General features: G+C 63.9%; 24 protein-coding genes and 4 pseudogenes (1 of these 28 only partly in view). 13 read left to right on the plus strand and 15 right to left on the minus strand.

What is annotated here, in order from left to right; all coding sequences use genetic code 11:
- Window positions 1-29: 29 nt before the first annotated feature.
- The 9 genes from GN330_RS02030 to GN330_RS02070 are packed head-to-tail and all read right to left on the minus strand — an operon-like array spanning window position 30 to window position 9252.
- A complete protein-coding gene (locus tag GN330_RS02030) occupies window positions 30-1508 on the minus strand; it encodes an aldehyde dehydrogenase family protein (RefSeq protein WP_156710925.1) in 1479 nt (492 codons plus the stop codon).
- Window positions 1505-2425 carry a tagatose 1,6-diphosphate aldolase gene (locus tag GN330_RS02035; RefSeq protein ID WP_156710927.1) on the minus strand — a complete coding sequence of 307 codons (921 nt, stop codon included), beginning with the start codon at window positions 2423-2425 and terminating at the stop codon, window positions 1505-1507. The genes GN330_RS02030 and GN330_RS02035 overlap by 4 nt, the downstream gene beginning before the upstream one ends.
- Entirely contained in the window at window positions 2422-3441 is a 1020-nt protein-coding gene (locus GN330_RS02040) for a dihydroxyacetone kinase subunit DhaK (protein WP_156710928.1), read from the minus strand. Before GN330_RS02040 ends, GN330_RS02035 begins: the two co-directional genes overlap by 4 nt.
- Complete coding sequence (locus GN330_RS02045) at window positions 3438-3986, minus strand: DAK2 domain-containing protein (RefSeq protein WP_156710930.1); 549 nt, start codon at window positions 3984-3986, stop codon at window positions 3438-3440. Before GN330_RS02045 ends, GN330_RS02040 begins: the two co-directional genes overlap by 4 nt.
- On the minus strand, window positions 3983-4819 hold the full coding sequence (locus GN330_RS02050; RefSeq protein ID WP_156710932.1) for a sugar phosphate isomerase/epimerase family protein: 837 nt from the start codon (window positions 4817-4819) through the stop codon (window positions 3983-3985). The genes GN330_RS02045 and GN330_RS02050 overlap by 4 nt, the downstream gene beginning before the upstream one ends.
- A gap of 57 nt (window positions 4820-4876) precedes the next feature.
- A complete protein-coding gene (locus GN330_RS02055) occupies window positions 4877-6526 on the minus strand; it encodes an acetate--CoA ligase (protein ID WP_156710935.1) in 1650 nt (549 codons plus the stop codon).
- On the minus strand, window positions 6519-6902 hold the full coding sequence (locus tag GN330_RS02060) for a Zn-ribbon domain-containing OB-fold protein (protein WP_156710937.1): 384 nt from the start codon (window positions 6900-6902) through the stop codon (window positions 6519-6521). Before GN330_RS02060 ends, GN330_RS02055 begins: the two co-directional genes overlap by 8 nt.
- Entirely contained in the window at window positions 6899-8062 is a 1164-nt protein-coding gene (locus GN330_RS02065) for a thiolase family protein (RefSeq protein ID WP_156710938.1), read from the minus strand. The genes GN330_RS02060 and GN330_RS02065 overlap by 4 nt, the downstream gene beginning before the upstream one ends.
- A complete protein-coding gene (locus tag GN330_RS02070; RefSeq protein ID WP_197434999.1) occupies window positions 8059-9252 on the minus strand; it encodes an MFS transporter in 1194 nt (397 codons plus the stop codon). The genes GN330_RS02065 and GN330_RS02070 overlap by 4 nt, the downstream gene beginning before the upstream one ends.
- 574 nt (window positions 9253-9826) lie before the next feature.
- Between GN330_RS02070 and GN330_RS02075 the strand changes: the two genes are divergently transcribed.
- The 7 genes and pseudogenes from GN330_RS02075 to GN330_RS23635 form a co-directional block, all read left to right on the plus strand.
- Window positions 9827-10924, plus strand: coding sequence for a LacI family DNA-binding transcriptional regulator (locus GN330_RS02075; protein ID WP_156710943.1), 1098 nt, complete (start codon window positions 9827-9829; stop codon window positions 10922-10924).
- 314 nt (window positions 10925-11238) lie between these two features.
- Window positions 11239-12294 (plus strand): ABC transporter substrate-binding protein, encoded by a 1056-nt coding sequence (locus tag GN330_RS02080; protein WP_156710945.1) that lies wholly within the window; start codon window positions 11239-11241, stop codon window positions 12292-12294.
- 76 nt (window positions 12295-12370) lie between these two features.
- Entirely contained in the window at window positions 12371-13189 is an 819-nt protein-coding gene (locus GN330_RS02085; RefSeq protein WP_156711898.1) for an ATP-binding cassette domain-containing protein, read from the plus strand.
- Complete coding sequence (locus GN330_RS02090; protein ID WP_156710947.1) at window positions 13186-14451, plus strand: sugar ABC transporter permease; 1266 nt, start codon at window positions 13186-13188, stop codon at window positions 14449-14451. The genes GN330_RS02085 and GN330_RS02090 overlap by 4 nt, the downstream gene beginning before the upstream one ends.
- 27 nt (window positions 14452-14478) lie before the next feature.
- Complete coding sequence (locus GN330_RS02095) at window positions 14479-15207, plus strand: SDR family oxidoreductase (protein ID WP_156710949.1); 729 nt, start codon at window positions 14479-14481, stop codon at window positions 15205-15207.
- 292 nt (window positions 15208-15499) lie between these two features.
- Window positions 15500-17110, plus strand: a complete 1611-nt coding sequence (locus tag GN330_RS02100) for an FGGY-family carbohydrate kinase (RefSeq protein ID WP_156710951.1) — start codon at window positions 15500-15502, stop codon at window positions 17108-17110.
- 246 nt (window positions 17111-17356) lie between these two features.
- Window positions 17357-17706: pseudogene (locus tag GN330_RS23635) on the plus strand (transposase); the annotation flags it as partial.
- Between the two features lie 930 nt (window positions 17707-18636).
- On the opposite strand, the gene GN330_RS02115 reads toward GN330_RS23635, so the two are convergent.
- The gene (locus tag GN330_RS02115) at window positions 18637-19818 is read right to left on the minus strand and encodes a Fic family protein (RefSeq protein WP_156710956.1); all 1182 of its coding nucleotides are present in this window, start codon (window positions 19816-19818) and stop codon (window positions 18637-18639) included.
- A 152-nt stretch (window positions 19819-19970) separates the two neighbouring features.
- Between GN330_RS02115 and GN330_RS02120 the strand changes: the two genes are divergently transcribed.
- Window positions 19971-20144, plus strand: a complete 174-nt coding sequence (locus tag GN330_RS02120) for a hypothetical protein (protein WP_156710958.1) — start codon at window positions 19971-19973, stop codon at window positions 20142-20144.
- Between the two features lie 384 nt (window positions 20145-20528).
- On the opposite strand, the gene GN330_RS02125 is transcribed toward GN330_RS02120, so the two are convergent.
- From GN330_RS02125 to GN330_RS02135, 3 genes are read right to left on the minus strand one after another with little or no spacing between them, the layout of a single operon-like run.
- Entirely contained in the window at window positions 20529-20945 is a 417-nt protein-coding gene (locus GN330_RS02125; protein WP_156710961.1) for a GFA family protein, read from the minus strand.
- A 34-nt stretch (window positions 20946-20979) separates the two neighbouring features.
- Window positions 20980-21426 carry an SRPBCC family protein gene (locus tag GN330_RS02130; RefSeq protein ID WP_156710963.1) on the minus strand — a complete coding sequence of 149 codons (447 nt, stop codon included), beginning with the start codon at window positions 21424-21426 and terminating at the stop codon, window positions 20980-20982.
- Window positions 21423-21743, minus strand: coding sequence for an ArsR/SmtB family transcription factor (locus GN330_RS02135; RefSeq protein ID WP_156710965.1), 321 nt, complete (start codon window positions 21741-21743; stop codon window positions 21423-21425). Before GN330_RS02135 ends, GN330_RS02130 begins: the two co-directional genes overlap by 4 nt.
- A 270-nt stretch (window positions 21744-22013) precedes the next feature.
- Here GN330_RS02135 and GN330_RS02140 point away from each other — a divergent pair, with 270 nt between their 5' ends.
- The 3 genes and pseudogenes from GN330_RS02140 to GN330_RS02150 all read left to right on the plus strand — a co-directional run.
- Window positions 22014-22334: a hypothetical protein gene (locus tag GN330_RS02140; RefSeq protein ID WP_156710966.1), complete on the plus strand. Its 321-nt coding sequence runs from the start codon at window positions 22014-22016 to the stop codon at window positions 22332-22334.
- Window positions 22331-22459: a hypothetical protein gene (locus GN330_RS23925; protein ID WP_281349357.1), complete on the plus strand. Its 129-nt coding sequence runs from the start codon at window positions 22331-22333 to the stop codon at window positions 22457-22459. The genes GN330_RS02140 and GN330_RS23925 overlap by 4 nt, the downstream gene beginning before the upstream one ends.
- A gap of 213 nt (window positions 22460-22672) precedes the next feature.
- A pseudogene (locus GN330_RS02150) lies at window positions 22673-22996 on the plus strand (transposase); the annotation flags it as partial.
- Window positions 22997-23289: 293 nt separating this feature from the next.
- On the opposite strand, the pseudogene GN330_RS02155 reads toward GN330_RS02150, so the two are convergent.
- Window positions 23290-23415: pseudogene (locus GN330_RS02155) on the minus strand (IS3 family transposase); the annotation flags it as partial.
- A gap of 119 nt (window positions 23416-23534) precedes the next feature.
- On the minus strand, window positions 23535-23957 hold the full coding sequence (locus tag GN330_RS02160; protein ID WP_156710968.1) for a DUF6194 family protein: 423 nt from the start codon (window positions 23955-23957) through the stop codon (window positions 23535-23537).
- An 84-nt stretch (window positions 23958-24041) separates the two neighbouring features.
- On the opposite strand from GN330_RS02160, the gene GN330_RS02165 reads away from it, so the two are divergent.
- Together GN330_RS02165 and GN330_RS02170 are read left to right on the plus strand one after the other, a co-directional pair.
- On the plus strand, window positions 24042-24560 hold the full coding sequence (locus GN330_RS02165; protein ID WP_156710970.1) for a PadR family transcriptional regulator: 519 nt from the start codon (window positions 24042-24044) through the stop codon (window positions 24558-24560).
- Window positions 24561-24785: 225 nt separating this feature from the next.
- Window positions 24786-25309 (plus strand): annotated as a pseudogene (locus GN330_RS02170) (integrase core domain-containing protein); it runs 671 nt beyond the window's last position.

Genomic DNA, 25309 nt, shown 5'->3' on the forward strand with positions numbered 1-25309 from the left:
AATAAGATCAATTTGTCCGACTCTATTGATCATAGTGTGGATTGCCAAACGCTCTTTGTCTGGCTGTAGAGCGCGATCGCCTCGCGTCCCATCTCGCGGCCGTAGCCGCTCTGTCCCATGCCGCCAAACGGCGAGGCTGGATCGGTATCGCCCCAGCAATTGGTCCAGATCGTGCCGGCTTTCAGCCCTGCCGCCATCCGGTTGGCGCGCCCGAGATCGCGCGTCCACAGCCCCGAGGCGAGCCCGTAAATCGTGTCGTTGGCGCGCGCCAGCACCTCGTCTTCGTCGGTAAAAGGCAGCACGCACAGCACCGGGCCGAAGATTTCCTCGCGCGCCACGCGCATGTCGTCGGCGACCCCGGTCAGAATGGTCGGCGCGACGAAATAGCCGGCGCGATCGAGCCGCGTCCCGCCAGCCGCGCACGCAGCCCCGGCCGCGATACCGTCCCCGACATAAGAGAGCACCGTGTCCATCTGCTTGCGCGAGATGACCGGCCCAAGATCGTGGCTCGGCTCCGCCATGCCGGGCCCGACCGACAGCGCATTCGCCAGCTTCGTCAGGCCGTCCACGACCCTGTCGTGAATGTCGCGATGGACATAAAGCCGGGCGCCGGCGGTGCATGACTGGCCGTTATTGCCGAACAGCGCCCAGAAGGCGCCGGGAATCGCGCGTTCCAGCTCCGCATCGGCAAACAGGATATTCGCCGCCTTGCCGCCGAGTTCCAGCGAGACCTTCTTCAGGTTTCCGGCCGAGGCCTCGACGATCCGCCGGCCGGTTTCCGTCGAGCCGGTGAAGCCGACCTTGTCGACGCCGTGATGGGCGGCAAGCGCCGCGCCGGCCTCGTGGCCGAGGCCGGGCACGACATTGAGCACGCCCGGCGGGAAGCCGATTTCCAGCGCCAGGTCGGCGAGGTAGAGCACGCTGAGCGGCGTCTGCTCAGCCGGTTTCAGGACGACCGCATTGCCGGCGGCGAGCGCCGGCGCCAGCTTCCACGCCGCCATCAGCAGCGGATAGTTCCACGGCGTAATCAGCCCGCAAACGCCAACCGGCTCGACACGCGTATAGTTGAAACGATCCGGCACCGAGACCGGAACCGTCGCGCCCTCGATCTTCGACGGCCAGCCGGCAAAATAGCGAAAATGCCGGGCCGAATAGACCGCGTCAACGTCGCGCGCCACCGCAAACGGCTTGCCGTTGTCGAGTGCGTCGAGCTGGCCGAAAACGTCCCTGCGCGCTTCGATCGCCTCGGCGAGCCGCCACAGAAGTTGACCGCGATCATGCGGCGTCATATGACCCCAGGGCCCGGCCATCGCCGCGCGCGCGGCCTCGACCGCGGCGTCGATCTCGGCCGCACCGCCGGCGGCAACCTCCGCGATCACCGCTTCCGTCGACGGGTCGACCACTGCGAGCCGCGACGCGCCCGCGACACGGGTATCGCCGATCCGCGCCCCCTGCGGCGTCGCCAGGAATGCCTCGACCTGTGGCAGCAGGGAACGGCTTGCGTTCATGACACGACGGCGGTCAGCCGCGCGAGCCGCTCGCGGCCCGGTCCGCGCATCCACGCTTCGGCCGCTTCCGGCCCCTCGGCGCCGTAGACGGCAATCGCGTCGCTCCAGATCGCGCGCCCGCACATGAAGCCGGCCATGTCGACGCCCGCCGTCCGCGCCAGGCCGAGCGCGCCCTCGAACTGCTCGAACGTGACGCCGGCGCTCAGATAGACGATCGGAATGTCGCCGGCGGCGTCTGCGGCGCGGCGAAAGGCGGCCTCGGCGTCCTCCCGGCTCATCGCCGGCTCACCGAAACCCTCGACAAAATTCAAATTTACCGGCACTTCGACCTTCAAAACGTCGATTTCGAAGCGAGAATCGGCAAAAATACGTGTCGCCTCGGTCACAAGTTGAGGTTTTAGGGCGGCAAAATCGAACGATGCGCCATCCGGCACCGCCCGGTCATAGACGATCGGCTCGAACAGGAACGTCACCCCGGCCGCGCTGCATTGCCGGCCGATATCGGCGACGAGGGCGAATTTCCTCTCGTTGATTTCGGCCGGGTCGCGCGGCCCGAAATAGAGAAAGAACTTCAACACCCGCACGCCGAGACCGGGATAGTCGGAAACGCTCAGATTGTCCGGCAGCACGGTGATCCGGTCCTCGTTGGAGATCCGGTAGACGTCGGCCTCGAAGGCCAGCATTTTCTCGCAGCCCGGCGCGAAATGCGGCAGCAACTCGCGCCCATGGGCGGCGTCGACCAGCAAGGTCGTCGCCTGGCCGCTGAGCGCCTCGACCACGAGCCGCTTGAAGCGGAACAGATCGTCCGGCGCAGCCGCCGGCCCGCGCGCCTCGCGCAGCGCCTTCTCCAGCCCGCTGCCCTGGTCGACCGCCACGCCGCAGATCGGCTTTTTCAGGAAAGATCCGTTTGCGGTCATGCGGTGTGGTCCTCGATACGTGGAAAGAAGGGGCTGTCGGAAGGCGCGCACCACAAGTCGAGCATGCGCTTGTCGGGCTCCAGCAGCGAGATCGAAAACCCGGCCATTTCCTGGGTGGTGACGTAGGAGCCGATCATCGGCGCGACCGCGTCGATGCCGCGCCGGGTGAGCGCGGCGCGGGTCTCGCGGTAGACGGTCAAAAGCTCCATCAAGGTGGTGCCGCCCATGCCGTTGACGATCACCGCCGCCTTTGCGCCCCTGGCGATCGGCCGGTCGGCAAGCAGCGCGGCGACCATGCGCTCGACGAGATCGCCCGCCGGCCCGACCTTGACCCGGCCGATGCCGGGCTCGCCGTGCACGCCCATGCCGAGATAGATCTCGTCGTCGGGCAGGCAAAACATCGGCTTGCCGGTTAAAGGCGAAATGCCCGGACTGGCCGCCGCGGCCAGGGTCGTGGTGCGCGCGCGAACGGCTTCGCCGAGCGCGACCAGCGCGTCGAGGTCCATGCCCTGTTCGGCCGCCGCGCCCAGAATCTTGTAGACGAACATCGTGCCCGGCGCGCCGCGCCGGTCGTGCAGCCGGTCGCGCGGCGCCGAAGAGATGTCGTCATACATCGGCAGCGCGCGGACCTTTAGCCCTTCTTCCTCAGCCAGCATCACCGCCGCGCGGCCGTTGATCATGTCGCCCGAATGCTGCGAGATCAAAAGCAGGACCCCGGCCGGCCCGGCGACTTCGCGAATGCCGTCGAGGATCAGGTCGGCCGAGGGCGCCGCAAAGACGTCGCCGACCACGTTGGCGTCGAGCAGTCCCGCGCCGACGAAGCCCATCGCGATCGGCTCGTGCCCCGACCCGTTGCCGATCAACAGCACCACCTTGCGGGCGGGGTCCTTGACCTGCCGCGCCCGGACCACGACCCGCGCATCCTGCGCGCCGCGCCGGACCTGCGGATAGGCCGCGACATAGCCGTCGATCATGTCGTCGACCATGCGCTCGGCGCTGTTGAAGAGCTTTTTCACGACGCCTCTCCGGTTTCGGCCAGCGTCTCGAGCAGATGGACGACGGAGGTCGCGCCGGGGTCGACATGGCCGACGCCGCCGCCCTCGACATATTGCGCCCGCCCGCGCCGCGCGGCGAGGTCGCGCGTGGCCTCGCGCCCGGCCGCCGCAGCAGTCACCGCCTGCGCCAGCGAACCGCGATCGGCAAGCGCGCGCACCGCCGGCGCCAGCGCGTCGACCATGCTCTTGTCGCCCTCGGTGACCTGACCGAGATCGCAAATGCGCGCCTCGGCCCGCGCCAGCCCGTCGGCGAGCGGCGCGCCCGTGTCGAGATGCAGTTCGATCTCGTGCAGGATCAGCCCGAACAGCGTGCCGGACGCGCCCCCGGACGCGCGCATGAACGCCTTGGCCCGCAAGCCGGACCCGGCGGCAGCCGCCTTGACCAGGCCGCGCCGCATCGTCGTGCCGTGATCGCCGTCGCCAAGCGCCGCGTCGAGCGTATTGAGCGGCTCGACCAGCCCGTCGAAACGGGCGGCGAGTGCGGTGAAATAGGCCTCGGCGCTCATGAAAATACCCGCTTCATGAAGGAAAGCGCGTTGCGCGCGGCCTTTGTCGGGTCGGCCTCGATCGCCCGCCAGATGTTGAGATCGGCGCTGGTCGAGTGGCCCGGCACCACGAACATCTCCGCCGTCACCCAGCCCCGGTAGCCGATGGCGCGCAGCGCCGCCGCGCTGGCGGCGAAATCGTAGCGGCCCGATCCGGGCACCCCGCGATCATTGTCGGAGACATGGAAGTGAGAAAGCCGGTCACCGGTCGCCTGGATCGCGGCGGCCGGATCCTTTTCCTCGATATTCATATGAAACGTGTCGAGCAGCACGCCGATCTGGGCCGAACCGGTCGCTTCGGCGATTGCGACGGCCTCGGCGGCGGTGTTGGTCAGGTCGGTCTCGAAGCGGTTGATCGCCTCGATGCCGAGCCGCACCCCGCTGTCGCGCAGCCGGCCGTCGAGACGGCCGAGCGTTTCGGCCGCGCGCGCGGCGCGGTCGGCCTTGCGGGCCGGCTCGAAGACGCCCCACGGCGCCGCCACCACGCCGGCCAGGCTTGCCGCGCCGAGCGCCTGGGTGGTGGCGATCGCCTCGGCCAGAACCGCCTCGGCCCGCGCGCGCACGGCCGGATCGTCGGAGGTCGGATCGGCATCGGCGCCCAGACCGGTGGAGCAGGTCAGTTCGAGGCCGAGCGCCTGCGCCTGACGCCGCAGATCCGCGGCCCGATCGAGCCCGATGCCCAGAAGCGAGAGCTCGACGCCGTCGAAGCCGATATCGGCCGCGGCCTCCAAGATCGGCGCCAGGTCGTCCGACCAGCTCCGCATCCAAAGTCCGGCGTGGATTCCGAATTTCATTGCGACGTGCCCCGAGGCTAAATGTACGAACAGATTAGTATGAACAAATTTGTTACGTCAACCGCCTTCGGCCGCGCGCAACGCCTTGCGATTGATCTTGCCCGACGAGGTCATCTCGAAAGCGTCCACATAGACGATCTCGCGCGGCGCCTTGTAGGGCGCCAGGCGTTGGCGCACATGCGCGCGCAGATGCTCGCCGAGTGCGGCATCGCCGGCATAACCGGCCGCCAGCCTGACGAAGGCCTTGACGATCGCGCCGCGCTCGGCGTCCGGTTTGCCGATCACCGCCGCCTCGGCGACCGCCGGATGGGCAAGCAGGCATTCCTCGATCTCGGCCGGGCCGATGCGGAAACCCGACGACTTGATCAAATCGTCGGAGCGGCCCTTGTACCAGAAATAGCCGTCCGCATCGCGCACCGCGAGGTCGTGCGTGCGCATCCACGGGCCGAGCCGCAGTTCGGCTTCCTTGTCCGGGTTGTTCAGATAACCGAGATAGCGGGTCGGCGCGGTTGCGGGCGTGACGATCTCGCCGGACTCGCCATCGGGCACCTCCCCACCCTCCGCGTCGACGAGACGCACGACATGGCCGGGATAGGCGACGCCCATCGAGCCGGGTTTGCGCGGGTAAAGCGCCGCGCAATTGCCGATCAGATGATTGACCTCGGTCATGCCGTAAAACTCGTTGCAGACCACGCCGAGCCGGGTCTCGGCCCAGTTGAGCGTGTCGGCCGCCAGCGCCTCGCCGCCGGTGCAGATCACCCGCAGCGCCAGATCGTATTCGGCGCGCGGCTTGGCCGTCTGCGCCAGGCGCTTGATCGCCGTCGGCGCCAGGAAGGTGTGGGTCACCTTGTGACGCGCCATGAACCGGTAGGCCCAGTCGGCCGAAAACCGCGCCTCCGACGTGACCACCGGCCGGCCGGCGAGCCAGGCCGGAAACAGCATGTCGAGCAGCCCCCCGACCCAGGCCCAGTCCGAGGGCGACCAGAAGACGGCGTCCTCGTCGTCCAGCGACAGGTCGAAGAACAGATTGATCGACGGCCGATAGGAGGCAAGCACCCGGTGGCCGTGGAGAATGCCCTTCGGCATGCCGGTCGACCCGGACGTGTACATCAACAGCGCCGGATCGTCGGCGCCGGTATAGGCGGGTTCGAAATCCGCGGGCGCCGGCGCCGCCAGGATGGCGGCGAGATCCGGCTCGCCGCCGGCCGCGCCGCTGACCAGCACGTCGTTGAGATGCGGAAACAGCTCCGCCGCCGCCTGTCGCAACGGCGCCCAGGCCGCCTCGGTGGTCAACAGGCAGCGCGCCGCGCAATGGTTGAGCGCATGCGCCAGCGCGTCCGGACCGTAGAGCTGCGACAGGGTCACCGCCGTGCCGCCGAGCTTGCAGACCGCCATATGCGCGATCGCGGTCTCGGGCCGCATGCCGGTATGGATGCCGATCAGGTCGCCGCGCCCGTAACCGAGCGTACGCAGATACGCAGCAAGCGCCGTCGCCGCGCGGTCGATGTCGCCGAAACTGTAGGAGACGGTCTCGCCGTCGGCCTGTTCGAACACCATCGCCGTGCGCGAACGCGCGCCGGGGCCGAGATGGCGCCCGACCGTCATGGCAAAAATATTGGCGTCGGCCGGAATGTCGATCGCCAGCCCGTCGGCCTGACGCTTCAGGCCAATCCCGGCCAGCGCCTCGGCGCTCCACTGGTCAAGCATGATCGTCGTCCTCGTTTTCCAGTTGAAGCCAAAGACCGGGCCGCGCGTCGGGCGGCACCGCCAGCCGTCCGGCGGCTTGCCGTTCGGCGGGGTTGGCGAGCGCCACCGTCGCCAGCCCGTCGGCCCCGTCGAAACGGACCAGCGCGAAGGCGCCGTTTTCAGTGTCGGTGCGCCGCACGACGCCCGCCCGGCCCGTCAAGTCCCGCCAGTTCATCTCGCGCCCGCCGCACGCGCCGCAGATCGGCCGCGGCGGAAAGCTGGTCGCTGCGCAGGAGGTGCACTGCGCGGCAAGCGCTTGCCCCTGCCGCAGCGCGTCGAAATAGGGCGCCAGCGTCCCTTCCGGCACCGTGTAGTCGAGGGTCAGCCGATATTTCATCGCGCGGCCTCCAGAATGCTGACCGCGTTCAGCGTCGCCACGCCGCCATGCGTGTCGGCAAGCGCATAGCGCGGCGGCGTTGCCACACGGCGCCCGAAATAACGGCCCTCGAGCTGCAGCGCGCAGGCCAGCACCTGCGCCACGCCGGTCGCGCCGACCGGCGCGCCCTGGCCGAGCAGGCCGCCCGACAGATTGACCGGCAGCGCTCCGTCGGCTGCAAACACGCCCTCGCGCTCGGCCCCGACGACGTCCCCGGCCAGTCCAAGACCGTCGAGCGCCTGAAGCTGCGCGCCGGAATAGCTGTCATAGATCTCGGCAAGCCCGATCTCGGCCGCCGTTGCGCCGGCTTCGGCGAGCGCGCGCCGCATCGCCACGCCCTTGGCCTCGAAACGCCCGGGCCGGGCCCGCTCGCCGAGCCGCACCCGGTCGTTGGCGACCCCCATGCCGGCAATCCGCGCCCGTCCAGCCCCGCCATCCGGCAGCCCCGCCGCCCCGGCCAGGATCACGCAGGCCGCGCCGTCGCTGAGCGGCGAGCAGTCGAGCCGGCGATAGGGCTGGGCGATCACCGGCGAGGCGGCGACGTCGGCGGCCGCGATGTCGAGCGGCAGATGGGCGTTGGGATTGGCGCGCGCGTTCTGTCGATTGCGCACTGCGATCGCAGCGAAATCATCCTGTCCGGCGCCGGTCTCCTCCATGAAGGCCTGCACCGACAGCGCATAGAGGCTGGTCGAATCGATACCGGTCATACCGTCGGTCCAGGCGTCGAAGGACAGGCCGTAAAGCGCCCCGACCGCGGCCCCCGGCAAATGCGAGGCCGACGGCTCCAGGCCCACCACGGCGACACGACGCGCGCGCCCCGCCATCACCATGGCCGCGCCGGCGTGAACCGCCAGATGGCCCGACGCGCCGCCGCCCTCGACGCGTTGCGCGGCGATGCCGAAAAGTCCGAGCTCGTCGGCGATCAGCGCGGCCGGATTGAGCTGCAGGGTGAAGAAATCGCTTTCCGAAGCCACCACCAGCGCATCGATATCGCCCGCTTCAAGCCGCGCATCCGCCACGGCGTCGAAGAAGGCCGCACGCGCCCAGTCGCGCATCCCGCTGCCGTCCTTGCGCCGGTTGAACGGCGTCATCGCGCCGCCCGCGACCACCACGCCGCTCATGATCGCCTCGCCATAGTGAACACGGCGCCGGGCGGGTCGAGCCTGAACAGCAGACCAAGGCCGACCGCGTTGACGGCAAGCGCCAGCCACAACAGCCCGGAAAAGCCGAAGCGGGCCTGCGCCAGCGCGCCGAGCGCCGGGCCGAGCGCCATCATCAGCAGGCCGATCATCGCGATCACCCCCAGCGCCCCGCCGATGGCGCGGCTGCCGAGATGGAGTTCGGCCGTCTCCGGGCGCAACACGGTATGGATGCCGAACCCCGCCCCTTGTAGCAACACCGCGACAAGCGCGAGCGCCGGAAATTGCGGCGCCGCCAGCAGAAGCAGCGGCGGCACCAGCATGAAGACGAACACGACCCGGCACAAAAGCGCGCTCGACACGCCCGGCATCGCGCCGAGCGCGAGCCGGCCGGCTATCTGCGCCGGGCCGATCAGCGCCAGGATCAGATGGGCAGACGCGCCGAAGGCGGGCCGGCTGGCGAGCGCGCCGGGCAGATGAAACAGGAGCATGCTGTGCGACAGGATCAGCGCCGCGAAGCTCGCCCCGATCAGAATGGTGCGCGCGCGCAGGCCGGCGGCGAGCGGCGGGCCGGCCGTGCGTTCACGCGCGACGCCGCCCTCAACCTCGCCCGGCAACGCCAGGGCGGCAAGGACGGCTCCGGTCGCGAAGACAAGCACGATGCCGCGCCAGTCCAGCGTCTCGCCCAGCACCGCGACCAGCGGAAAGGTCACCAGCGAGGCCAGCCCCGCTACCAGCGTCACGGCGGCGATCGGCGCGCGCGCGCGGTTCGGAAACCGGCGCACGACCAGCGCGAAACAGGGATCGTAGAGGGTTGCGGCCATGGCCGGGCCGAGCACGAGCATGCCCGCCACGAAGACCGGATAGCTTGGCGCCACCGCGATCAGCACCAGCGCCGCCGCGCCGCAAAGCGCCCCGCCGGCAAGCAGCGCCCGGCCATGGCCCCGGTCGATCAGCCGCCCGCAGAACGGGGCGGCCAGCGCCCATGCCAAGAGCCCGCCGGTCAGCGCCGCCGACATGACGATCGGGGTTTCGCCGAAGGCAGCCCCGATCTGAGGCAACAGCGCCGCGAACAGGTAGAAAAAGGCCGACCACAAAAGAAGCTGCGCCACGGCATGGCGCAGGACATAGGCGCGCTCGCTTCGCGACAGCTCGCCCCAACCCCGCACCATCAATCCTCCCGTCGCGCTGCTATCCATATTAATTTGTTACTACAAATTAGATGGGAAGCAACCCCTGTGCTCCGAATAGTAGGAAAAAGCCCGAATGGGCGGACACTCCGCGCCCCGATTTGCGCGAACGACAGCAGACCCACAGCTTGAGGCAGGGGTATAGGATGGACGAGGCGGCACGATCCATTTCACCGCTTCGCCACGATGGTTGGCGAGCAGCCTTTCGCCGTCCGCCGCCGGCGCCGGCGCCGAAGGGGCAATTTGACATGATCGCGCAGCGGCGGATTTCCGGCTCGTCGTAGCCCGTCGCGGTCAGGCCGATGTCCTTACGAATCCGGACTGTCGAAACGCCGAAAATCCCCGTCCATGGATATGCGAGCCAACCGCCGCACGCGGCTTGCGGAAGAAGCAGTCCCGCGCGAAAGCCGCCAGCCAATGCGACCACGCCTGCGATGATCGCCAAGAGCCGGGACAGTCGATCATCAAACTATTGAAATACCCCTTGCACATCACATCGAGATTCTGTTAAACGTTTTACAGTTAATCGTTTAACAGACGAGGAAGGCGCCGGGGAATGAGTCGACGAAAGCCTTCGATTCGTGACGTTGCGGCACTTGCTGGCGTTTCGACCGCAACGGTTTCGAACGTTTTCAGCGGCCGCAAGCCGGTCAATGACGATTTGCGTGAAAATGTGCGGAAGGCGGCGGAGGCGCTCGGATACCAGATAGACCGCGCCGCTTCCCAACTGCGCTCGGGGCGCAACAGGATCATCGCGGTTCTGGTGCCCGATCTCATCGACACCTTCTTTGCGACGATCGTGTCACGCCTGGAGACACTCGCCTTCGAACAGGATTACGATGTAATCGTCGCTAGTTCCCACGATAATCGGTCGGTCGAATCGTCGCGCCTCAAGGCTTTGCTTTCGTGGCGCCCGGCCGGACTGGTCATCGTCCCCTGCTCGCACGTACTTCCGGCTGAACTGCTCGACGTCAAGGACCGGTTGCCGATGGTTCTGGTCGATCGTGTGTCGACTGGAAACGCGATCGCCGACACCGTGACGATCGACAATATCGACGCGGGAGAAATCGCGGCGCGGCACCTACTGGAACGAGGGCATCGAGACATCGTTCTGGCGGTCTCGCACAGCAGTTTTCCGCCCCTCGCGGAACGCGTCGAAGGCGCATCGAAGGTCGTCGCCTCCTATGTCGGTCGCCGACCAAGGGCGTTGGAGCTGGGATCGAATGTCGCGGCCGGAGCGAAGATTTTCTCGGACTGGCTGGAGAGAAACCCGCTGCCGGGCGCCGTTATTGCCCTGACCAACGTGACGACGCTGAGTGTTCTGTCAGCGCTTGCGCAACATCGGATCGAAATACCAAGCAAAACGTCAGTCATCGCATTCGACGATTATGCCTGGATGTCGGCCCGCAACACCGGGCTGACGGCGGTACGCCAGCCCGTGGATGACATCGCCTCAATGGCGTGGAACCGTCTGACGCTGCGGATGGAAGAAGGCGCCAGGCGGCGCGCCGAGCCAACGGTGCTGAACGCCAGCCTCGTCATCCGCGCGTCCGTGAAGGAGTTGTCACCGAGCGAACCGGCCGAATTCGGCAAAGACGGCCCGCCCGGAGAGGCCGCGCCGGGGCGCGGCGAGGACGTCAAGAAGATCCACTGACCCGGGAACCGGTTGGAGGAAATCCGGGAACGCACGGGACACTGGCTGACAGGGAGGACCGGAGGAGCAGCAATGAGTCAAGACGGACACGCGCGAACGGTTTCAGAGCCTCGCGGGTGAACGCGCCCCGAAGCACAACGCACACGCAAATCGACCAACGGAGCCAAGCACCCGGTCGACTGGGCGGGCCGACTTGGCGGCTCGGTGGCGGACGTCCGAGGCTTTTTGGGACGTTTCAGGGAGCAGACATTTTCCCGGACGCGGCCGCGGCCGGGCAATCGCCAATCACCGATATCTGAAAAGGAGGAATTGCAATGACCGCACACAAACTCAAGCAGGCCGGGGCCGTCGCACTCGCAGCGATATTGACATCCAGCGCCGCCGCCTTGGCGCAGCCATCCGGTACGGTCGCGTTTCTGATGCCGGACCAGGCTTCGACGCGTTATGAGCAGCATGATTTCCCTGGTTTCAAGGCCGAGATGGAAAAGCTCTGCCCGCAATGCACGCTTATCTATCAGAATGCCGACGCCGACGTCGCGCGTCAGCAGCAGCAGTTCAATTCGGTGATTACCCAAGGCGCAAAGGTGATTGTGCTGGATCCCGTCGATTCCAGCGCCGCGGCGTCGCTGGTGAGCCTTGCACAGAGCCAGGGCATCAAGGTGATCGCCTATGACCGCCCGATCCCCGATAAGAAGGCCGACTATTACGTCTCCTTCGACAATGAGGGTATCGGCCAGGCGATCGCGGAATCGCTGATGAACCATCTGAAGGAGAAGGGGCTGCCGACAGACACCGGCGGCATCCTGCAGATCAACGGCTCGCCGACGGATGCGGCGGCAGGCCTCATCAAGGACGGCATCCATGCCGGCGTCTCCGCCAGCGGATACAAGACGCTGGCCGAGTTCGACACACCGGACTGGGCGCCGCCGAAAGCGCAGGAGTGGACCAGTGGTCAAATCACGCGCTTTGGCGCCGAGATCATCGGGGTGGTCGCCGCCAATGACGGCACCGGCGGCGGCGCCATCGCCGCCTTCAAGGCCGCCGGCGTAGACCCCGTTCCGCCGGTCACGGGCAATGACGCAACGATCGCGGCCCTGCAATTGATCATTGCCGGCGACCAATACAACACCATCTCGAAACCGTCCGAGATCGTTGCCGCCGCGGCTGCCAATGTCGCCGTCAAGATGCTGAACGGCGAAACGCCCGAGGGCAAGACGACCCTATACGATACGCCGTCCGAACTCTTCGTGCCGGCCGTCGTGACCAGAGCGAACCTCAAGGCCGAAATCATCGACAAGGGTATCAACACGGCGGCGGAACTCTGCACCGGCCGCTACGCCGAAGGATGCGCCGAACTCGGTATCAAATAGTCGCAAGCAGGCCGCCCGGACCGGAATGGCCGGGCGGCCTGCGTGTGCGCACCCTGCTGCGAGGAGGCAGTCGGACATGACATCCATCTCTCCCGAGCCCGCAAGCCGAGCCGATCCCATCCTCAGCCTGCACAAGGTCTCCAAGAATTTTGGCGCGGTATCGGCGCTGACCGACATCGACCTGGAGATCCACGCTGGGGAAGTCGTGGCTCTCGTTGGCGACAACGGCGCGGGCAAGTCGACCCTGGTAAAGGCGCTCGCGGGTGTGCACCAGCCAACCTCCGGCAGCATTTTCTTCCAGGGACGACCGGTGACGATGAACGGACCCAGCGACGCGCTCGATCTCGGTATCGCGACCGTTTTTCAGGACCTTGCGCTATGCGAGAATCTCGATGTCGTTGCCAACATCTTCCTCGGCCAGGAGCGCAATCCTTGGCATTTGGACGAGGTGGCGATGGAGGTGCGGGCCTGGACATTGCTGAACGAGTTGGCGGCGCGAATCCCTAGCGTGCGCGACGTCGTCGCGTCGCTGTCCGGCGGCCAGCGCCAGACGGTGGCTATTGCGCGTTCGCTGCTTCTCGATCCGAAGATCATCATGCTCGACGAGCCCACGGCCGCGCTCGGCGTGGCGCAAACCGCGGAAGTTCTCAACCTGGTCGAACGTGTGCGGGAAAAGGGCCTCGGGGTGATCATGATCTCGCACAACATGGAAGACGTGCGCGCGGTGGCCGACCGCATCGTCGTGCTACGGCTCGGGCGCAACAACGGCGTCTTCAGCCCTGATGCGTCGAACGAGGAGCTGGTCGGTGCGATCACCGGCGCGAGCGACAATGCCGTGTCGCGCCGCACGGGTCGGATTGCAGAGCATATGGCGTCCGGGAAAAACAGCACATGACCAGAGAACCAAATACCGAGGCCGCCGCCGCGCCGGCGACGCTTCTCGACCGAGGCGACAGCCGTGTCGCTCATGCCAACAGCGTTGGAGGCGCGATCAGCGCATTTTTCGACCGCGTCCGTGCCGGCGACCTGGGATCCCTACCGGTTATTGTGGGGCTGGTGATCATCTGGACCGTGTTTGCCGGCCTGAACCCGGTGTTCCTGTCACCGAACAATTTGGTCAACCTGCTTTTCGACTGCTCGACGGTCGGCGTCATCGCGCTCGGCATCGTTTGTGTTTTGATGCTGGGCGAGATCGATCTTTCCGTCGGCTCCATGAGCGGAGTCGGATCGGCGCTCATCGGCGTGCTGTGGGTCAACCAGGGAGTGCCGCTGATCCTGGCCATCACCGGTGCGTTGACGCTCGGCGCGGTGATCGGTTCGGTCTACGCACTTTTGCGCACACGGCTCGGCATGCCCAGCTTCGTCTCAACGCTGGCCGGTCTGCTCGCGCTGCTTGGCCTGCAACTCTACCTGCTTGGCTCCACCGGCTCGATAAACCTCCCCTACGGGTCGGGCTTCGTCGATTTCGGTCAGCTTTTGATTATGCCCGCCTGGGTTTCCTACACGCTGCCGTTGCTTCCCGGTCTTGCGATCCTGTCGAAGGGTCTGCGCACCAGGGCGCAACGCCGCTCCGTCAACCTTTCGGCGGGTTCGATCGGCGCACTGGTGTTCAAGGTTGTCGTGGCGACTGTCGTTCTCGAAGCGATCGTCGCCTATCTCAATCAAGGGCGCGGCGTGCCGTGGATGTTCGGCCTGTTTGTCCTTCTCGTCGTTGTAATGAACTACGCCCTCACCCGGACAAAATGGGGGCGGTCGATGACCGCGGTTGGCGGCAATGCCGAGGCCGCGCGTCGCGCCGGCATAAATGTCAGGCGCATCTACCTCAGTGCGTTCGTTCTATGCTCGATCTTCGCGACGCTCGGCGGCGTGTTGTCGTCGGCGCGGCTCGCTTCGGCAAGCCAGCAGGCCGGCACCGGTGACGTCAATCTCAACGCCATCGCCGCCGCCGTCATCGGCGGCACCAGCCTGTTCGGTGGCCGCGGCTCCGCCTGGTCGGCGCTTCTCGGCATTATCGTGATCCAGTCGATCGCCAACGGGCTGACGCTGCTTAACCTCTCGTCTTCCCTTCGTTACATGATCACCGGCGGCGTCCTGGCGATTGCTGTCATCGTCGACAGTCTTGCGCGCCAGAGCCGTGTCTCACACGGCCGTGCCTGACACCCGATAAGCCAGAGGATGTCTGACATGACCGATGAACTAAATGGCAAGGTTGCCGCGATCACCGGAGCTGCATCCGGTATCGGCCTCGAATGCGCCAAAACACTGTTGGCGGCCGGCGCCACGGTCGTGCTTATCGACCGTGCCGAGGAAAGACTGACCCAACTGGCATTGGAACTCGGGCCACGGGCAATCCCGCTTGTGGTCGACCTGACCGACCCGGCAAGCGTCGCGCAGATGCTGCCCGAGATCGTGAAGAGGGCTGGCGGGCTCGATATTTTCCATGCCAACGCAGGGTCGTATATCGGCGGCGATGTCATCACCGGCGATCCCGATGCCTGGGATCGCATGCTGAACCTCAACATCAACGCGGTGTTTCGTTCCATCCATGCCGTGCTGCCCCATATGGTACAGCAAAAGCGCGGCGACGTCATCGTTACCAGTTCAATCGCCGGGTTCGTTCCGGTGGTGTGGGAGCCGATCTACACCGCCTCGAAACACGCGGTCCAGGCTTTCGTTCATACTGTGAGGCGTCAGGTGGCCAAGCACAATATCCGCATCGGGGCCATCGCCCCCGGACCGGTCGTGACGGCCCTGCTTGACGACTGGCCCAAGGCAAAAATGGACGAGGCACTCGCCAATGGCAGCCTGATGCAGCCGAAAGAAGTCGCGGAAGCTGTTTTGTTCATGCTGAGCCGGCCACGCACGGTAACGGTCCGCGATCTTGTCATTCTGCCGCTCAGTGTGGACCTCTAGAACCGTTCCTCTTTGAATGGAGCCGGTTTGATGGAATGGATTTTCGCTCCGGCAAGGAGAAGTCGCGTAGCGCGATATCAATATCGGGCAAGGGCTTCGACGGTGAGGTCTGGTTTATCGGGCTTGCGCGAAGGGCCGGGGCGAAAAGCCGTCCAAGCCGGAAAACGCCTTATGGTTTCGATATCGCCCGTCAAACCACGATCGCCCGACCTTGGCCTTTCACGCGCCTCACGGCGTCGCGCACGAAATCCCGGCGGCCAAACGACCCCACTTAAAGAGGAACGGTTCTAGAATGGAATACGTCATCGGAATCGACGTTGGCACCGGCAGCGCCCGCGCCGGTGTGTTCGACCTGCGCGGAAATCTCCTCGCCGCGGCCAGACACGACATCGCTCTCTTCAACGACGGCGCCAATTTCTTCGAGCAATCGTCGGACGATATCTGGCGCGGTGTCTCCTTGTCGGTTCGTTCGGCGGTCGCCGCGGCGGGAATTGATAAGGCGGCTGTCGTCGGGATCGGTTTTGCTGCAACCTGTTCGCTCGTCGTCATCGGTGCGGACGATACACCGATCGCGGTCGGCGATCCGAACCGTCCCGAACGCAACATCATCGTCTGGATGGATCACCGCGCCACCGCGCAGGCCGAGCGGATCAACGCGATCGGGCATGACGTCCTGCGTTACGTTGGAAACCGAATTTCGCCGGAAATGGAAACGCCTAAATTGCTGTGGCTCAAGGAAAACAGGCCTCAGACCTTTGCCGCCGCCCGGCATTTTTTCGATCTGACCGACTTTCTGACCTGGCGCGCGAGCGGCAGCCTTGCTCGTTCGACCTGTACGACGACTTGCAAATGGACCTATCTTGGCCATGAACGCCGTTGGGACGACAGCTACTTTCAGGCCATCGGCCTCGGCGAACTGTGCGACGAGGGCTTCAGCCGGATCGGGACCGAGATCGTCGACCCCGGCACCGCGTTGGGGGCCGGATTGACCGCCGCGGCGGCGGCCGATCTTGGCCTTGCGCATGGAACGCCGGTTGCAGCCGGCCTGATCGACGCGCACGCGGGAGGCATCGGGACCGTCGGTGCGAAAAGCGAGGCCGGCGATGGGTCGGTGACAACGCGCATGGCTTATGTCTTTGGCACATCGGCCTGCACCATGACGTCAACGGTCGAACCGGTTTTCGTGCCCGGGGTCTGGGGACCGTATTTTTCCGCCATGGTGCCCGGTCTGTGGCTCAACGAGGCGGGGCAATCCGCCGCCGGCGCGGCCATCGAGCATCTGCTCACCTTCCATCCGGCCGCCGCCGAAGCAAACGGCCACGCCAGGCAGGCGGACCAGGGACTGGCCGCCTGGCTGGCACGCCGGGCACTCGAAAAAGCCGGCGATGCGTCGAACGTTGCGCTGCTGGCGGACGGCCTTCACGTTGTGCCCGAATTTCTCGGCAATCGCGCCCCGTTTGCCGATCCCGACGCGCGGGCGCTCATTGCCGGCCTCGACATGGATCGGTCGCTCGACGGTTTGATCCGGCTCTATGTCGCGGGCGTTTGTGGTCTTGGTTACGGTGCGCGCCAGATCAGCCAAGCCCAAAGCGAAAAGGGCATCTCGATCGACACGATCGTCGTCAGCGGCGGCGCGGGACAAAACCCCCTGGTTCGCCAATTGCTGGCCGATACGACCGGCTTGAACGTCGCCGCGCCGGGGACGGAAGAACCTGTCCTGCTCGGCTCCGCGATGATCGGCGCAGTGGCGGCCGGGCGATGGCCCGACATCCCCGCCGCGATGTCGTCGATGTCGCTCATGGGCGATGTCTATGCGCCGGCGCGAGGCCGCCTGGCCGATTTTCACGCGCGTCGTTACGAGGCGTTTCAATTGCTCCAGGCAACCGGGCGCAAATTACGCTGACGCGCTCCCGCCATTTCGGACCGTTTTCGTCTGGGATTTTCCGTTTCTGATCCCGCGGCCGGGAGATGGAAAATCCGTTGTAAGCGTCGAAGTTTTTTACAGCCGCAGATGGCGTCCGTGCTGAAGCAGGCTGAAGACGGCACTGCGATCGGCGAGGCATGCCGCAAGGCGGGGGGTTCCGAAGCGATGTATTGAACTGTTCCCGTTTCACCGGACACTCGGGCATGACCATCGAGGCTTAGGGATATCCCCGGGCACGTGCCTATGTCTGGGATCGAAAAATCATTGCCGATAGTGGCCGCCGCCGCTGGAGCGCTGCGAAGAAGCTGCGGATAGTCGAAGACGGTGGACGATCAGGCCAGCATCTCGGACGTCGCGCGCCGCAATGGCGCTGTGCTGGACCTGTTGTATCGTTGGCGCCGGCTCATGCTCGCAGGGAGGCAGTGTCGCGGTGTTCGAAGATGACGATGTCACCGGCAACAAAGTCGTTCGCCAGTTCGAGCATCGCCTGCGAAAGCTCGAACGCCTGCTCGGCCGCAAGACGCTCGAACCCGAGATCCTGCGCGAGGTCCTGGACAAGTCACGGTCGAAAAAATCGATCTCGCTTAGCCGAGCGCGGGCGGAAAGTTATCCGCGCTATCTGCGCGCATCGCTTGCCACATCGGTCGGATGCGTCCGGTATAGGCAGAGCGTTCGCGGGCCGGCAGGTCGAATTGCGACCGGCCGTCGAACGGATCGCAACCGCGCCGGCATCCTGCAGCGCTTTGAGCGCTTCCAGCGATTCAGCCCGTTTCCCGGAGAGAGCCGCCTTCAGCCCTGTGCCGCCGTTCGGTCATTGCGTCGCGCGGCCGGTAGGTTTTAGCGCCGGACGGCTCTTAGGTTTTTCGGACGTACCACCATCAGGTTTTCGTGTCGATCCAACATCGGGGCATTTTGCAGAACTCCGGGTTGGCATCTGCCTCCCCGGCAAGCCCACAGTTCCCGATCAGCGCGCTCCTCTTTGGCGATCTCCTCCTATCGCCATCCGGACGGCGCAGAACTGGTTCAGAGGTCCGCGAAAAGCACCAAACCGTCGGAGATTGCTGGCAACGTCCGTCGGTTTGCTGCGATCAAAGTCTGGCATGGCAATGACCCGCGTCCTGAATGTACCCCATTCATAGGCCAACTTGAGCCTTTCTGCTTACGCCGAACGTCCGGTCGAAACGGCGGGCACGTCATTTGGACGTGATTCCGATATGATCCCACAGAGGACTTCATGAAAGGGGCCTAAGAATCAAAAAGCCGCCAACCCATTGGAATAGCGGGTTAAATTTGGTTGCGGGCGCCTGCAATCATCATTACTTGCGACCGCCCTCTCCTCTTCTCCCCATGATGCTCCAGATGGACACAGCACTCCTTGAGGAGATATTTCGCACAGCAGCGTAGGAAACAGACCCAGCGACCCCACGTTGAGTTGGCGCTTGTCGCCGTGATTCATCTGCCGACGCAATAGTTGTCGACTGAGGTTGAGCAGCGAACGGAAAATTTCAGCTGCCGGCAGGCAAAGGATCGGTCCCCTCACTGAGGATCGCAAGATAGCGCTGGTAGCTGAACACCCTCCCCCGCTTACGCCCGGTAATCTCCCCGACGAGGCCCATCTTCTCCAGATCGACCAAGGCCGCATTGACTGTCGGCGCCGACAGGCCCGTCTGCTCGACAAGCTGGTTGGAGGTCAGGACCGGGTTCTGCTGGAAAAGATCGTGGATGCGCAGCGCCGAGCCCGCGCGGTCGCTTTCGTTCGTGATCCGCTCGCGATCCTCCTTGAAGAGGTCAACAATCCGGGTGGCCGCCTCGAAAGCCTGATTCGCCGTTTCGGCTACACCCGCCAAGAAGAAATCGAGCCAGGCCTCCCAGTTGCCATGCTCCCGCACCTCCTGGAGCAGACGATAGTAGTCGGCACGATGCGCCTTCAAATAGAGGCTGAGATAGAGCAGCGGCTTGCGGAGCACCCCGTTGACGCAAAGATACAGTGTCACCAAAAGGCGACCGATGCGGCCATTGCCATCGAGGAACGGGTGGATGGTCTCGAACTGGACATGCAGCAGTCCGGCCTTGATCAGTGCCGGCAATTGCGATCCGTCTTCGTGAATGAAACGCTCAAGCGCATCGAGGCAGGCATCGAGTTCGGTGACGGGCGGCGGCACATAGAGCGCATTGCCGGGGCGCGAACCGCCGATCCAGTTCTGCGAACGGCGGAACTCGCCCGGGCTTTTGGTGTCACCGCGTCCGCTTTGCAGCAGCCGAGCATGCATCTCGCGGATCAGGCGCAAGGACAGCGGCAGCTCTTCTAGCCGCTCCAGCCCATACATCATCGCATCCACATAGTTCGACACTTCGCGGATGTCGTCGATCGGCTCCCCGGTCTGAGCCTGATTCTCGAAGCGCAGAAGATCGGTCAGTGTGGATTGCGTCCCCTCGATCTGGGACGAAAGCACCGCCTCCTTGCGCACATACATATAGAGGAAGAGTTCCTGGCGCGGCAGCAGCATGGTAATGCCATCCAGTCGCCCGAGCGCGCGCTCGGCGAGGCTCAGTCGATCCAGAAGAGCCAATACGTCGATCTGCGGCTTCGGCGGCAGAGGCGGCGGAACGAAGGCGCGCACGGTCTCGCCCGCGACAGGGGTTTCGACATATCGGCCAAGGCGCTGATCTGGGTTGGAATCGGTCATAGCGCCATCTTGGCAGTACGGCGCTATTTAAACAATCACATCCATACTTAAATAACGAACATGCTAACGTAAGCGAGCTTAAATAGGCTTGGCGCGACCGTGCCTATGACCTCACTGGGCCAGAAGGGCTGACCTACGAGCAGGCGGCCGCAATGCTGGTCACGCCGGAAGACAAGCCCGTCGGCTATGTGAACATCACAGACGACGTGTGCCGTTCGGAAATGATCGCGGCGGCCGGCGTCACGTCGGCGGTTGAGGATATTCGCGGCCATCCGGCGCTGTCGTTCTCGACATTTGCGGCCGATCACGCCAACACATGGAGATAATACGCTGTCCAAGAGCCGGCTTCTCGATGGCATCTAGGCGAGCTGAATAACGCTTCCCTTCCGGCGCTGGACCAAGCCCACGGTGCACGCTGGCGGCACATTGAGGACGCCGATCGGCGTCCTCGCCATCGAGGGCGTCAAGGCGATCGGGTCGGATGACATTTCCGGTTTCATGTGGCGGGGTCAGACCCGCGCGAGACACTACGCCGGAGCGGTTTATTGCGACCGACAGAGGGTTCGCAAAGGTACGGCGGGAGAACGGTAGTATGACTGGTTGATGCATGGCGGCGAAAATGCATCCGCTAATAATATGGAGACAAATGCTACAACCTGCCGAAATGCGCCGTTCAAAGCGCCTCTCTTGCTCATATGAAGCAAGGTCGCTTAGCTTGGCATCCGCTCGAATTTCTGCAAGTCGCCGTCGATCCCGTCCCATTTCTGGCTACGAACAGCGTAGGTCAGCGCTTGCGGGTTGAATTGGGAGGGATCGTCAAGGCTGCCCGCATGGATAGCAATCAGGTCTGGCATGGCAGGAAATGTCACATAGAGCGGCGTCGCGCATGTCGGACAGAAGGCATGGATTTTTTCGTTTCCACTGTCTCCTGTTGTGGTCCATTCTGACAGTGTGCCTGATATTTCCACATCATCACGCGGGGCAAAGGACAGGTAGGAGCCGTGCCCGGTGCCGCTTCGCTTCTGGCAATCGGCGCATTGGCAGTGGTTTTCGAAGATGGGTGCGCTTGTCGTTTGATAACGGATGGCTCCGCACGCGCAGCCACCCACATATGCTTTGTCGGTCATGAGATATTTCCGCTGTCGAAAGTTCGTATGGCGATCAGAGGTCGAAACCCAGACCGGTTTCGAGAAATGATTTCATGCTGGAGAGAACGAGCGGCCAACCTTGGCTGATTCCGTTCAACATGCCGCTACCTGGTTGCAGTTCATCATGAACAACAGTCAGCTGAACCATATCACCCTGTGTTTTGATATCGAAGGTGACGCGGCTGTATGCGTCAGGATCATTCTTCTGGCTTTCATTGGCCCAGTTGAGAACCAGCCGCCTCGGCGGATCACTTTCCAGAACTGTGCCCACGAGATCGACGGTACGCGTCGCATCAGTGCGAACGTGCTGCCAGGCAGAGCCGGGCTTCCAATCGCTCGACACATTTTCATGCCCCCAATAGCGACGGGCAATTTCAGGGCGCGTTATCGCCTCGAACACCTTTTCCGGCGTCGTGCGAATGTAGGTGACGTAGACGAAACTGGCGGATTTGTCTGTCATCTCTCTTTCCCTTCAAGTTCCTGTTTGAGGTCGTGAAGCAGGCTCAGCCGGCTTTCCTCGAATTTCCTGATCCAACGTTCATAGACTTCGTAGAGCGGGACCGGATTGATGTAGTGCAGCTTCTCCCGCCCACGCCGGACTGTGCTGATCAGATTGGCCTGTTCGAGAAGCCCCAGATGTTGCGTTACGGATTGGCGCTTCATATCGATTCCATCGCAGAGTTGCCCAAGCGTCTGGCCGTTCCTCTCGCAAAGCCGGTCCAGCAGCATTCGGCGGTTCGGATCGGCCAGCGCCTTGAAAACCTTGTCATCGTCCATTGCTATTCCCGTCGGTATCAGGGTTCCAATATGCAGGTATCTTACTGCATGTCAACATCAAGCAGGTGAACGCCTGCATATTTGTTGCGACTTGACTTTGCATCTTGCGGATTAGCTGATAGGGATCGGTTCTTGAGGCCACTCACATTGGGGTGCCGCCCGCGTATAGCCCCAACTGCGGCACGCTACGGGCCGCCGGCTTCCCTCCATGGTTCGATGAATTCCGGGGACTTGATCGCGCCGGAAGCCATCTGAACCACGGAGGCTTCCATGTGCGCAGAGCGCCGCCGCGCCCGCAGGGGGCGGCCGAGAACCAAGGCACTTGAAACGCTGCCCGACGATCTGTTCGACTATGCCGGTGATCCCATGCCGGACGGGCGGGAGCGCCGCAGATCGCCGCTGCGTATCGTCGATGTCGAGACGCTGCCGATCATTGACGACTGGCCGGAAATGGTGCCCGTCACGATGTCCAAGGTCGAAATCTTTGAACGGCATTTCGGTGATGTGCTCGACCGGCTGTTCGGCCCGATTGATGGTGATCCTGACAATCGGAACCTGCCGTCATTATCTGTAGATGGTAACAATAAATGAGCGAGGATCGAGACCCGAGCCTCGACATGCTGCTGAACCTTGATGGCCAGGCGCTTGTCGTCGTTTCCGAGGGTGGCTATTTGGTGAAACTCGTTGTCACCCACGTTCCGGTCTCGGCGGAATAGTCGCATGGCCTCGATTATCCACTCTCGCTTCATGGGCCTTCGGGCGAACGACTGGTCGGGTTCGATAATGCGGATGCCCGTGCTTCGGAAGGCTAAGGTCAGTTCCGAGCGGCCGAGTTGGGGGCGTGTTGTTACCAGAGCGCTAACTTGGTGGGAGTGGCAGCTTCCCCCAAGTTGTTGCCCGAAACCCAGTCCGCCCTCCACCCCGAAACTGCCGATCGGCAGCAGGTCATGTCCCTTGCGACCGACGAGTTCATCCGCCGCTTCCTGCTTCACGCCCTGCCACGCGGCTTCCATCGCATCCGGCACTTCGGCCTGCTTGCCGGCCCCGCCCGCAAGGCCAGTCTCGCGCTCGCCCGCAAACTCCTGAGTGCCACCATGCCACCCGATGCCGAGGCACCAGTCGAACCGGACGACTACCGTCCGCCATGCCCCTGCTGTGGGGGACACATGATCATCATCGCGACCTTCGCACGCTGGAGGCGACCGCGCGGTCCGCCCGATGCAACCGCCACGAACCGGGAGACAGCTCAATGAACCGGAATGGCATGGTTAAGCCCGCAGCCGCAGGCACTTCGCCTCCGGCAACGGATCCTCGCGCGTCCACCGTCAATATCGCTGCCGACACCTTCACAACAAGCATCGTGCGGGATTGGCTGGACCGCGCGGAGGCACAACGAAGCCGCCTCTTCGCATCCATCCCCACGCATCCCAGCGGCGGTCGCGCCATCGCCGGCAGATAGAAACCCCCATAGCCGTCAACTGTGCCCCGCGGGTTCCTGCATGAGAGGCTTTCGTACGCCTGCCGGCACCCGAAACCCTTCACCATTGCGAACATCGGCGTTGTCCGACGGACGGTCGCGCCGGACGGTCTTTGGATCGACACCGACGATGCGGCAGGCCCGACGCTGCAAGATGTCGTGATCCCGCATCGCCTTCAGCGCCGCCGCCCGTCGCTCGTTCGGCGCCGTCAGCTTTCAGGTTTGCTTCTGGTTTCTTGCCACAGGCCTCACTACAGCACGGTTCCGCTCGCTGTGCGCATTCTCAGGAAAATTGGCGGCGATTTCGGTGGCCGCTACCAGCTGTTCGGTCGAAGCTCTCGGATTTGGCGGGCTTTAACAAGAAGCTCCTGGCAACTCTCCCAAACCGTTTCCGGGTTAATAACGCTGATCCAGCGCATTTTTCCGTAGAGTGGATGCGGGAAAAGCCGGTCGAGCGCCTGATAATCGAAGTCAACGTCGTCCAGTGCTTTTGGCGTGGTAATGCCAAACAGATGCTCGAACGTTTCTTTGTCGGTAACCAGATTGAGACGAAACAAGTCCCCGCGCTTGAGGTTCGACGCTGAATCAAACGGGGTGTCATGTGTGACAATGGTTGCGAAAGGAATTTTCCGCTCCTCTCCGGCGAAAAAGAACAGGTCTGTCGTGCTGTCATCGACGGTGACGGAAGGAAGGGCTGTCTCAAGAAAATTTCTGATACCGGCGATCGACATGCTCATGTTAAGGCCTCCATTGGTCAAGTTTGGCTACCAGTATTAAGCGGACTAGCCAAATTTGGCTAGTCCGCGATTGGAGAGCATTGCATGAACGTGGTGAGATTGTTGGTACTCGGCGCGATGAGGGAGAAAGGCGTATTGCACGGCTATGCAATCCGCCAGGTTCTGGAGGATTGGCAGGTGCAGATGTGGACCCGGCTACATTCCGGATCCGTGTATCACTCACTCCAGCAGATGGCCAAAGAGGGTCTGATTTCGTCGCAAGGCCACGAGCCCGGTCATCGTGGCCCAGGCAAAGCACTGTTCTCGCTGACGCTCTCCGGGGAGGAGGAGTTTCTCAATCTGTTGCGCAGGGCGTTGTCCAGTTTTGACCTGGTTGAATTGAGCGCTGGATTGGCGCTTCTTGACTGCTTGCCGGAGGAAGGCAGGGCGCTCCTGGTCGACACTGTCTCCCGCCTCACTGAGAATGCGGATCGCCTGATAAAATTGGCGGCGATGGCCCCGCCGGGAACAGGGGCGCCTAGAACCCACGATCTTTTGGTGCTGTGGAGTGAAAACCTGAAAGCGACTGCCGGAAGCCTGCAGAAAATTCTAGCAGAGCAATAGCGACGCGAGTTCTCCCCACGATAATCCCACTAGCATCGCAAAGCAGCCGAAACCGGGCGTTCCGCTTTCCAACCCCAAAGTCACGGGATCCCGATATTAAGTGGTATTGTAGCGTAGGTTGAGCGAGTGCGGGATACTGTGGAGGGAAATGAGCGACCCGAGACATAGGTGACGTTTTGTACCGGACACATGGGTAACAGTTTTGGCTTTTGGCCGGAGGTGTTGATGCCGTGGAGAGAGTGTTCGGCAATGGAGGAACGTCTACGCTTCGTGGCTCGCCTTCTTCAAGGAGAGAAGATGGCATCGCTGTGCCGCGAGCTCAGCATCGCGCAAGACCGGCTACAAGATCTTCAACCGCTACAAAGACGAGGGGCTGGACGCGCTCTGCGACCGCTCGCGGCGGCCGGTGCGCTATGCCAACCAGTTGCCCGACCAGATCGAGCGGCTGATCGTGGAGACCAAGAAGGGCAAGCCGCATTGGGGCGCTCGCAAGATCCGCGGGCTGCTGGTCAGGAAGCTGGCCGGTGACGTGCGCATTCCCGCCCAGTCGACGGTGCACGCCGTGCTCGACCGCTATGGCCTGGTGAGCCGCGCCCGCAAGAGGCGAGCGGCGAACACGGCTGCAGGCACGCAGCTGTCCCAAGCCGCCGCACCCAACGATCTGTGGTGCGCCGACTTCAAGGGCGAGTTCAAGACCGGCGACGGCCAATACTGTTACCCCCTGACGGTCACCGACCAGGCCTCGCGCA

It is taken from the genome of Nitratireductor arenosus, assembly GCF_009742725.1.
GTDB lineage: Bacteria > Pseudomonadota > Alphaproteobacteria > Rhizobiales > Rhizobiaceae > Mangrovimarina > Mangrovimarina arenosa.

Coding starts and splice junctions, on each gene's coding strand:
- GN330_RS02080 (WP_156710945.1), top strand. CDS start 11,239: ATGACCGCACACAAACTCAAGCAGGCCGGGGCCGTCGCACTCGCAGCG.
- GN330_RS02135 (WP_156710965.1), bottom strand. CDS start 21,743: ATGGACGATGACAAGGTTTTCAAGGCGCTGGCCGATCCGAACCGCCGA.
- GN330_RS02055 (WP_156710935.1), bottom strand. CDS start 6,526: ATGCTTGACCAGTGGAGCGCCGAGGCGCTGGCCGGGATTGGCCTGAAG.
- GN330_RS02050 (WP_156710932.1), bottom strand. CDS start 4,819: ATGAAATTCGGAATCCACGCCGGACTTTGGATGCGGAGCTGGTCGGAC.
- GN330_RS02085 (WP_156711898.1), top strand. CDS start 12,371: ATGACATCCATCTCTCCCGAGCCCGCAAGCCGAGCCGATCCCATCCTC.
- GN330_RS02045 (WP_156710930.1), bottom strand. CDS start 3,986: ATGAGCGCCGAGGCCTATTTCACCGCACTCGCCGCCCGTTTCGACGGG.
- GN330_RS02130 (WP_156710963.1), bottom strand. CDS start 21,426: ATGACAGACAAATCCGCCAGTTTCGTCTACGTCACCTACATTCGCACG.
- GN330_RS02095 (WP_156710949.1), top strand. CDS start 14,479: ATGACCGATGAACTAAATGGCAAGGTTGCCGCGATCACCGGAGCTGCA.
- GN330_RS02165 (WP_156710970.1), top strand. CDS start 24,042: ATGAACGTGGTGAGATTGTTGGTACTCGGCGCGATGAGGGAGAAAGGC.
- GN330_RS02125 (WP_156710961.1), bottom strand. CDS start 20,945: ATGACCGACAAAGCATATGTGGGTGGCTGCGCGTGCGGAGCCATCCGT.
- GN330_RS02070 (WP_197434999.1), bottom strand. CDS start 9,252: ATGGTGCGGGGTTGGGGCGAGCTGTCGCGAAGCGAGCGCGCCTATGTC.
- GN330_RS02065 (WP_156710938.1), bottom strand. CDS start 8,062: ATGAGCGGCGTGGTGGTCGCGGGCGGCGCGATGACGCCGTTCAACCGG.
- GN330_RS02060 (WP_156710937.1), bottom strand. CDS start 6,902: ATGAAATATCGGCTGACCCTCGACTACACGGTGCCGGAAGGGACGCTG.
- GN330_RS02160 (WP_156710968.1), bottom strand. CDS start 23,957: ATGAGCATGTCGATCGCCGGTATCAGAAATTTTCTTGAGACAGCCCTT.
- GN330_RS02035 (WP_156710927.1), bottom strand. CDS start 2,425: ATGACCGCAAACGGATCTTTCCTGAAAAAGCCGATCTGCGGCGTGGCG.
- GN330_RS02075 (WP_156710943.1), top strand. CDS start 9,827: ATGAGTCGACGAAAGCCTTCGATTCGTGACGTTGCGGCACTTGCTGGC.
- GN330_RS23925 (WP_281349357.1), top strand. CDS start 22,331: ATGAGCGAGGATCGAGACCCGAGCCTCGACATGCTGCTGAACCTTGAT.
- GN330_RS02115 (WP_156710956.1), bottom strand. CDS start 19,818: ATGACCGATTCCAACCCAGATCAGCGCCTTGGCCGATATGTCGAAACC.
- GN330_RS02120 (WP_156710958.1), top strand. CDS start 19,971: ATGCTGGTCACGCCGGAAGACAAGCCCGTCGGCTATGTGAACATCACA.
- GN330_RS02090 (WP_156710947.1), top strand. CDS start 13,186: ATGACCAGAGAACCAAATACCGAGGCCGCCGCCGCGCCGGCGACGCTT.
- GN330_RS02100 (WP_156710951.1), top strand. CDS start 15,500: ATGGAATACGTCATCGGAATCGACGTTGGCACCGGCAGCGCCCGCGCC.
- GN330_RS02140 (WP_156710966.1), top strand. CDS start 22,014: ATGTGCGCAGAGCGCCGCCGCGCCCGCAGGGGGCGGCCGAGAACCAAG.
- GN330_RS02030 (WP_156710925.1), bottom strand. CDS start 1,508: ATGAACGCAAGCCGTTCCCTGCTGCCACAGGTCGAGGCATTCCTGGCG.